This is a genomic window from Streptomyces sp. a15, from assembly GCF_059026085.1.
In genome coordinates this window covers 1-347 of sequence record NZ_JBWLKM010000297.1, presented here as the reverse complement: position 1 = coordinate 347, position 347 = coordinate 1, and the positions used below count along the sequence as shown (strand labels likewise).

Below are 347 nucleotides of genomic sequence, written 5' to 3'. Positions count from 1 at the left end.
ACCATGAGCGGCAAGCTGTACGACTCCGCGCTCGGCCTCGTCCTCATCCATGTCGCGTTCCAGTCCGGCTTCTGCGCGTTCGTGCTGAGCAATTACATGCGCTCGCTGCCGCACGAGCTGACCGAGGCCGCGCTGGTGGACGGCGCGTCGGTGTGGCGCATGTACTGGCAGATCGTGCTGCCGCTGTGCCGCCCGGCGATGGCGGCGCTGGCCACGTTGCTGTCCATCTGGATCTACAACGACTTCTTCTGGGCCCTGGTCCTCATCTCGACCGGCGAGAACATGCCGATCACCTCGGCGCTGAACAACCTCACCGGGGCGTACTTCACCGACCCCAACCTGGTCGC

The 347-nt window shown here is 65.4% G+C and carries 1 protein-coding gene; it reads left to right on the top strand.

Going from position 1 to position 347, the window contains the following annotated elements; all coding sequences use genetic code 11:
* On the top strand, positions 1 to 347 hold a 347-nt coding region (locus AC5P09_RS52210), incomplete at both ends, for a carbohydrate ABC transporter permease (RefSeq protein ID WP_493880663.1).